This window comes from Thermodesulfobacteriota bacterium, assembly GCA_040755095.1.
In the GTDB taxonomy this organism is placed as follows: Bacteria; Desulfobacterota; Desulfobulbia; order Desulfobulbales; family JBFMBH01; genus JBFMBH01.
The window spans coordinates 1-7,134 of the sequence record JBFMBH010000178.1 but is presented as its reverse complement, the minus strand read 5'-3'; the positions used below and the strand labels follow the sequence as shown (position 1 = coordinate 7,134).

The 7,134-nt window shown below is 66.1% G+C and carries 6 protein-coding genes; 3 read left to right on the top strand and 3 right to left on the bottom strand.

The genetic code is table 11. The features are described 5' to 3' along the window. The first annotated feature begins 549 nt into the window (after positions 1–549). Complete coding sequence (locus tag AB1634_18050; GenBank protein ID MEW6221419.1) at positions 550–1,017, top strand: hypothetical protein; 468 nt, start codon at positions 550–552, stop codon at positions 1,015–1,017. A 1,074-nt stretch (positions 1,018–2,091) separates the two neighbouring features. Here AB1634_18050 and AB1634_18045 read toward each other — a convergent pair. Continuing rightward, on the bottom strand, positions 2,092–3,090 hold the full coding sequence (locus tag AB1634_18045; GenBank protein ID MEW6221418.1) for a GGDEF domain-containing protein: 999 nt from the start codon (positions 3,088–3,090) through the stop codon (positions 2,092–2,094). 402 nt (positions 3,091–3,492) lie between these two features. On the opposite strand from AB1634_18045, the gene AB1634_18040 reads away from it, so the two are divergent. Together AB1634_18040 and AB1634_18035 are read left to right on the top strand one after the other, a co-directional pair. Beyond that, entirely contained in the window at positions 3,493–3,789 is a 297-nt protein-coding gene (locus AB1634_18040; GenBank protein ID MEW6221417.1) for a hypothetical protein, read from the top strand. Continuing rightward, the gene (locus tag AB1634_18035; protein ID MEW6221416.1) at positions 3,786–4,487 is read left to right on the top strand and encodes a nucleotidyl transferase AbiEii/AbiGii toxin family protein; all 702 of its coding nucleotides are present in this window, start codon (positions 3,786–3,788) and stop codon (positions 4,485–4,487) included. Before AB1634_18040 ends, AB1634_18035 begins: the two co-directional genes overlap by 4 nt. A 106-nt stretch (positions 4,488–4,593) precedes the next feature. Here the strand turns inward: AB1634_18035 and AB1634_18030 are convergent, their stop codons facing one another. Then, on the bottom strand, positions 4,594–5,376 hold the full coding sequence (locus AB1634_18030) for an arginyltransferase (GenBank protein MEW6221415.1): 783 nt from the start codon (positions 5,374–5,376) through the stop codon (positions 4,594–4,596). Then, positions 5,373–6,812 carry a sigma-54 dependent transcriptional regulator gene (locus tag AB1634_18025; protein MEW6221414.1) on the bottom strand — a complete coding sequence of 480 codons (1,440 nt, stop codon included), beginning with the start codon at positions 6,810–6,812 and terminating at the stop codon, positions 5,373–5,375. Before AB1634_18025 ends, AB1634_18030 begins: the two co-directional genes overlap by 4 nt. Between the last annotated feature and the right edge of the window lie 322 nt (positions 6,813–7,134).

The window sequence follows — 7,134 nt, the reverse complement described above, 5'->3', positions numbered from 1 at the left end:
GTCCATGGTCTTCGCTCTCCGGTGGCCATCAGCCACCTCAAAATGCCTCGGATTCCCGTAGCGTCCGGGCTGATTCAGGCAAAAAGTTTACGAAGCCCACGCGTCAAACCCTATGGGAATAGCCAAGCTTGGGGGCTCCGGGAATTGCTGGCCTCGTTCCCATGCTGCTGGGGATGCCGCCGGTGCCGCCCATGGCTGCATTTGGCAAGGGTGCTCATGGCTCTTGTGCTACAAAGGGTGGAATCATTCCGAAACAAACGACAGTAATCGGGTCTCGAGCTGATACGCTTGCTGCGAAAGGGTGGCCTGAGCACAACGTGCTTGATATTCCTACTTGGAACGCGAAAGAAAAAATCAAGTGGTTGGATAGCGCGATTAGGCGTGGAGATGAGATATACCTCGCAACTGACCCGACGAAACATGCGGCTATTCTGAATAGTCTTCCCGCTCGTCCTTATTCAGCCTTCTTGGAACTTGAGCTTCCATACCTCCAGTGGCACGGTTACGTCCAAGAAGGCGTTCGCATGGTTCCCATGGCTCCGTAACGTCATGTCTATTTCCCAACACATCACCACAGAGTTTCAGACGAAGGCACGCGAGGCATTCGGTTCGCTTGCCAATGAATTTAAATTGGAGCTTGTCCAGACAGACGAGATGACCTTTCAGCTGGTTGGGCGTGATGTCGATGTCCGGCTCTATCTCTATCCGAGTCACATCCCATCGGTGAACATCACTTTGATGCCCAAAGGCGCACAATGGAGCAAATGGCGACGCGAATCCCCTTGGGGGGCAACAGGTATCTGGCTCGCCCATCTCGTTGCTTTTCGCAAGGCGAAAGAGTCGTGTCCGGACAGTCATTTTCGGACTAGCCAGGAACTGTTCAAGCATATTGAGATTCTTGTCCAAGATCTCCGCAATGTAGGTTCGGATCTGCTCAGAGGAGATATCACGGCACTTCCACAACTCGCGGCGTATGTAGACGAAGCCGCTCGAAGGAAGGCATCTGAAGCCAGGTAGGGTGCATTCCACGCATAGGGGCGTAGAGGACGTCCGGGCGTAGGGGAGGAGGCGTAGGAGACGTTCGGGGGCGTAGGGACGTCCATGCAGAGAGTGCTTGGCAGTTGGCGCATGAATTGCTGTTCGACCAGGCCGGCGGCCGCATTCTCTTGTCCCGGGACAGCCTCCAATGGGCTGGGGGCTGCTCTTCCTCGGTCCCTTGTCGCTCCTCCTGCTCCTGGCCTTGCCCTCCTGGGCCGACACCCCGCCCGCGGGCCTGGGCCGCTGCGATGGCATGGGGTGACCAGCTTAAATTCAGGGAAAGACTGTCTTGACAATGGGGTCCACCTCGCACGACGGGACGAGGACAAATCGCTTGAGTCCATGGGTTACCGTGTCGGCAGTGACGAGGATGGTTTTCGTTACGAACGGAGATGGTGATTCGCCGCGAGGGGAGGATCGCGGTTCCTCGGGCACCATAAGGACGTCGAGGGACCGTTGGAACGGGACCGTAGGAGACGTTCGAGGACCGTAGGGGACGGGAACGTAGGGGATGTTCGTGCTGAGAGTGCTTGGCAGCTGGCACACGAATCGCGTTGCGAGTAAGTCCCGGCGGCCGTACCCCCCTCTTTTGTTCCTGAACGACCTCCAAAGGGCTGGGGGCGGTTCTTTCCCGCTTCCTGTTTCTCCTCCTGCTGCTCCTGGCCTTCCCCTCCTGGGCCGACACGCCGCCCTCGGACCTGGATGGCGGCAGCGCCGGGACGGCTCGCGTCCGGTCTTCAATGCCAACGGCCGGCGGCAGCGCCGGGAGGACGGGGCCGGCAACCAGCAGATCCTGCACTACGATTGGATGGGCCGCCTGAACCTCGGTGACCGATGCGGCCAGCGGCCGGGCCCTGACCTTCCGGCACCGGAGCCGGTTGCCGGTCTCCGGCGCCGATTGACGCGGCTCTCGCGCTGGGAAGGTTCGCCCAGGCGTATCTGGGCCAGGTGGTCGATCGGTGGTGGGAGGGAACCGGGGCGCTGGCGCGGTACCTGGCCAGGCTCTCGCCGGCCTGTTGACGGCCGGTGCGGGGGGGGCGCCAGGGGGCGTGGCTACGAGGCGGCGTCCGGACCGACAACCCGGTTGCGGCCGCCGGCCTTGGCGGCATAGAGGGCCCGGTCCGCCGCCTCCACCAGCTCCCCCGCCTCCAGGCCGGTGGCCGCGGACCAGGTCGCCACCCCGATGCTGGCGGTGATGGCGATCCCCTTCTGCACAATGGCCCCGCGGCTGTCCCGGATCACCAGCTCGTATCCGGCGATGCGGCGGCGCAGGGCTTCGGCGTGCTCCAGGGCGGCCGCCAAGCCGGCGCCGGGAAGGACCACCGCGAACTCCTCCCCCCCGTATCGGGCATAGAAGGCCTCGCCCCCCTGCCGCATGATCTTGGCGACAGTGACCAGGGCCTGGTCGCCGACCCGGTGCCCGAACCGGTCGTTGAAGCCCTTGAAGTGGTCGATGTCCAGGAAGAGCAGGGCCACAGAGCTGTTGTTCTGGGTCGCTGCGGTCATGGCCCGGGCCAGAAAGTCGTCGAAGGCCCGCCGGTTGTGGAGGCCGGTCAAGGCATCGGTCTGGCTGAGACGGGTCAGCTTCGCCAGGTCCTGGTCCATGATCGCCACCACCTCGGCGAAGGCCTGGCGCATGCCCGCCACCAGACGCACCGGGTCCTGCTCCACCGCCACCGCCGAGACGACCCGCTCACCCAGCCCCTGGACATCTCCCCGGCGGCAGGCCATCATGGCCAGAAACTCCCGGAGCATGCGCGCCGACTCCTGCACGGCCTGCTCCAGCCGCTCCCGGTAGGGGGCGGTGAAGATCTGCTCGTGCCGCCGCAGGGTCTCGTCCAGACGGTGGGCCGAGAAGTCCCGATCGTGGATCGCCGCCAGCAGGAGTCCCTGCAGATCTCGCCTCTGCTGCGGGCTCAGATAGTCGAGATCGCCAACGCTGCGCAGGTAGAGGATGAGACTGCGCCACACCGGATCCGGAGGCACCCCGGCCCGGTCCATGGCCTCACACAAGCGATCGGTGCAGGAAAAGACACAGGCGTCCCGCGTCATGGCCCCAACCGTTGGTGCCGCCTCCAACATATCCGCCTTCCTCCGTGACCTGCCGATCCACAGGGCATCCGGACCCCGACTCCCCTCGGGCACCCACGCCCACTTCTCCAATTAAAAGCGACGATCCTGATAAGTCAATAGGTCGCCTGCTGGGTCCGCAAATGGCCGCCCGGGCGGATGTCGATCCGGATCAGCGGGGTCAAGGACCGCTGCCCCGGCACCGGACTGCTTTCCCTCGTACGGAGGCCGGAGCCCACCAACCGTTTTCCTCTTGACGCCGTGTCCTTTCCTGGTCACTGTCCAACCTGGTCGCCTGCGACCAGGCCCGCGACCGGAGGCCTGGCGGAGAGCCTGCGCGGTGAACGTACAACAATCTTTCGCACCCCGGGGGAATAAGCCGTCATGGGAGGAATCGATCGCGACCTCCTGCAGGAGCTGGCCGCCAAGTACTGCTGGTGGAAGACCGCCGACGAGGCGCTGCTGCAGCCGGAACGGGTGGTGGCGCAGGTGATGGACATCGGGGACTACGAGGATGTCCAGAAGCTGGCAACCCTGGTTGGGGACGACTATTTGCGGGCCGTGCTCACCCGGGCCGAGGCCGGGCAATACTCCGAGCGCTCCTGGGCCTACTGGCACTACCGGCTCGGGATGGCCAGGCCGGGTCAGGTTCCGGCCCTGCCCAGGAGACGCCTGCCATGACGAGGACCTTCGAGGCGCACCTGGAGGTTCTGCCCCCTGCACAACGGCGGCTCTGGCCGGCGTTGCGGCCGGCCGCCGCCCTCGGCCTGGTGCTCTACGGCGGCACCGCCGTGGCCTTGCACCTTGGCCATCGCACGTCGGTGGATTTTGACTTCTTCACCGATCAACCGCTGGACCGGGGGGCACTGAGCCAGGCGTTCCCTTTCCTGGCCGAGGCCACAGTGCTGCAGGACCAGTCGCAGACCCTCACCATCCTGGTTGCCGCCGAGGACCACCCGCAGGAGTATGTCAAGATCTCCTTTTTTGGCGCTCTCGGCTTTGGCCGTGTCGGCGAGCCCAGGCTGACCCACGATGGCGTTTTGCAGGTGGCCTCTTTGAATGACCTCATGGCCACCAAGCTCAAGGTCATGCTGCAACGGGTGGAGGCCAAGGACTATCGGGATCTGGCCGCCATGATCAAGGCCGGCACCAGCGTCGCCACAGGCTTGGCGGCCGGCCGTGCCCTGTTCGGCCGTGCCTTCCAGCCGAGCGAATGCCTCAAGGCCATGGTGTTCTTCGAGGGTGGCGACCTGCAAACCCTGTCCGCTGCCGACCGGGAAGCGCTGATCCAGGCTGCCAGCGCCGTACGCGACCTGCCGGCCGCCAGCATCGTCGCCCGCCGGCTGGGCATGGGGGGAGCGGCTGCCACCGGCCGCTGAAGGTGGGGGCGGACCGGGTGGTCATGGGCGAGGGGTGGCCAGACCGGGCAGACCTGCCCGGGAGAGGCCGGGCACCACGCCGCCTTTCGTGCCGCCCCTCCCCGGGTCACGCCACCAGGGGATGGGCTACCGGCCGGGCGGTGCTGCCTGGCAGGATTCCCTCCTGCCAGCCATCCCCGAGCCGCAGCTCATGGGGCCGGAAACGGGCCTTGTAGGCCATGGCCTGGCAGGCCTCGATCCAGTAGCCCAGGTAGAGGGAGTCCAGGGCGTGGCGGCGGCACAGATCGGCCAGATAGAGGATGTTGAAGGTGCCCAGGCTGCGCCGGCCGGCGGCCGGGTCGAAGAAGAAGTAGACCGCCGACAGGGCAGAGGCACCGCAGTCGACGATGCTGACCGCCAGCAGGCGGTCCCGGAGGCGGTAGCGGATCTCGATGCTGTCGGTGATGGTGTTCAGGAAGAAGTGGGGGTAGTAGTCGGGGGCCCGGCTCTCCGGATAGCGGCTGGCCAGGAAGCGGTCGAGAAGATCCAGGCTTTCGGCCCGGATGGCCAGCGGGCCCATCTCCACGGTCAGGTCCTGGTTCTTGCGCCAGGCCCGGCGCTGGCTGCGGTCGAGCTGGAGGGTGGGTGGACGGAGGCGGATCGGGATGCAGGCCGTGCAGTCCGGGCAGCCCATGGTGTACAAGACGTTGCCGTTGCGGCGGAAGCCCCAGTCCAGGAAGCGGTCGAACAGAACCGGCGACAGCCGGGTGAAGCGGGCCTGGCGGTAGAGCGCGGTGTGGGACTGGCGGTAGGGGCAAGCCGCCCGGGAGCTGGCCAGGCAGCGGTCCAGTTCGGCGACCAGGCCGGGCCCGCTCCTCCTGGGGCCGGGCATGGCGGGGGAGTCGTTCACGATCGACCTCCGGCCCGGCCGGCCGCGGGCGCGGCCGGCGCCTTGAAGGCCTCCTTGTGCAGGCCATGGCGGCTCATGAGCTTGTGGAGCTGCCGGCTGGTGATACCGGCCGTGGCGGCGCTCTTCTTGATGCTCCCCTCGTGGACGGCGAGCAGCTCCCTGAGGTAGCAGCGCTCGATCTCGGCCACGCCGGCCTGCCGCACCTCGGCCAGGGTGCGGGAGGCGTCCACGTGCAGGCGGGGCCGCGTGGCCTGGGGGCCGAAGATCTCTGCCGGAAAGCTCTCGGGCATCAGCATGGAGCTGGCCTCCAGGATCGACGCCCGCTCGATGACGTTCTCCAGCTCCCGGATGTTGCCCGGCCAGGCGTAGCTCAGAAGACCGGCCATGGCCGCCGGGTGGATATCCTGGATCGGCTTCTGGTTGAAGCGGTACTGGCGCTTGAGGAAGCCGGCGGCCAGAAGAGCGATGTCCTCCCGCCGCTCCCGAAGGGGGGGGATCTCGATGGGAAAGACGTTCAGCCGATAGTAGAGATCCCGCCGGAACTGGCCGGCCTCGCCCATGGCCTTGAGATCCACGTTGGTGGCGGCGATCACCCGCACGTTGGCGGCGAGGGTCTCCTCGCCACCCAGGCGCTGGAAGGTGCCGTCCTGCAGGATCTGCAGCAGCTTGATCTGGGCCGCCGGGGTGATGGTGGCGATCTCGTCGAGAAAGATCGTCCCCTCCTTGGCGATCTCGAACTTGCCCAGCTTGCGGCGGATGGCGCCGGTGAAGGCCCCCTTCTCGTGGCCGAAGAGCTCGCTCTCCAGCAAGGTGTCCGGGATCGCTCCGCAATGGATGGAGATGAACTGGGCCTCCCGGCGGTCGCTGTGCTTGTGGATGAGCCGGGCCAGCACCCCCTTGCCGGTGCCGGTCTCGCCGGACAGGAGCACCGTGCTCCTGGTGGGCGCCACCGAGCGCACCTTGTCGAAGACCCGCTTCATGGCCGGGCAACGGGTCTGGACGATCTCCAGGGAATCGGCGCGCCAGAACTGGTCCCGCAGGTAGTCCAGCTCCGACTGCATGAGGATCGAATCCTGGACGCTTTCGGTGACGTAGCGCACCTCATGGGGATCCAGGGGATAGAGGACGTAGTTGCTGGCCCCGGCCTTCACCGCCATCACCGCCTCCCGCACCATGTCGTGACCGGCCATGACGATCACCTCGGTATGGGGCGAGGCCGCCCAGATGGGCTGCAGGGCGGCCCGGTAGCCATTGCGGCGGCCACCGCCCTCCAGCAGACGCAGGTCCAGGAACACCACGTCCGGATGGCTGTCCCGCATGGCCTCCAGGCCGGCGGGCACACTGGCCGCCCGGCCGAGATGCCGGGCCGCCGGAAAACAGGGGTCGAAAGCGGTCTGGAGCTGGGGATCCGCGGAGATGACCAGGATGGTCTGCATGGCCGTTTCCGACCGAAAAAACAGGAACTGCCAGTTCTGGCCCGCCACTGGCAGGAACCGGCAGTTCCTGGCTTATGTTTTGCCAACGATTCCAACGTGTTGCCAGGGAAGAGCCCCGGCGAGCCGTGACTTTGCCTATCTTAGCCCCGGCCGGGGCGGTTGGAAACAGGGAATTGGCGGTTCTGTTTTTCCGGCCTGGCCGCTCCGGGTGGCGCCTGGCTCGGTCTTGCCCCCGATGGCACGGATCGTGCTAATGGCCGGCATGAACAGGGGGGAGCGGCCGGGAGGGGCCTGGCCGCGGACACGAGGGGGGGGAGGGCCT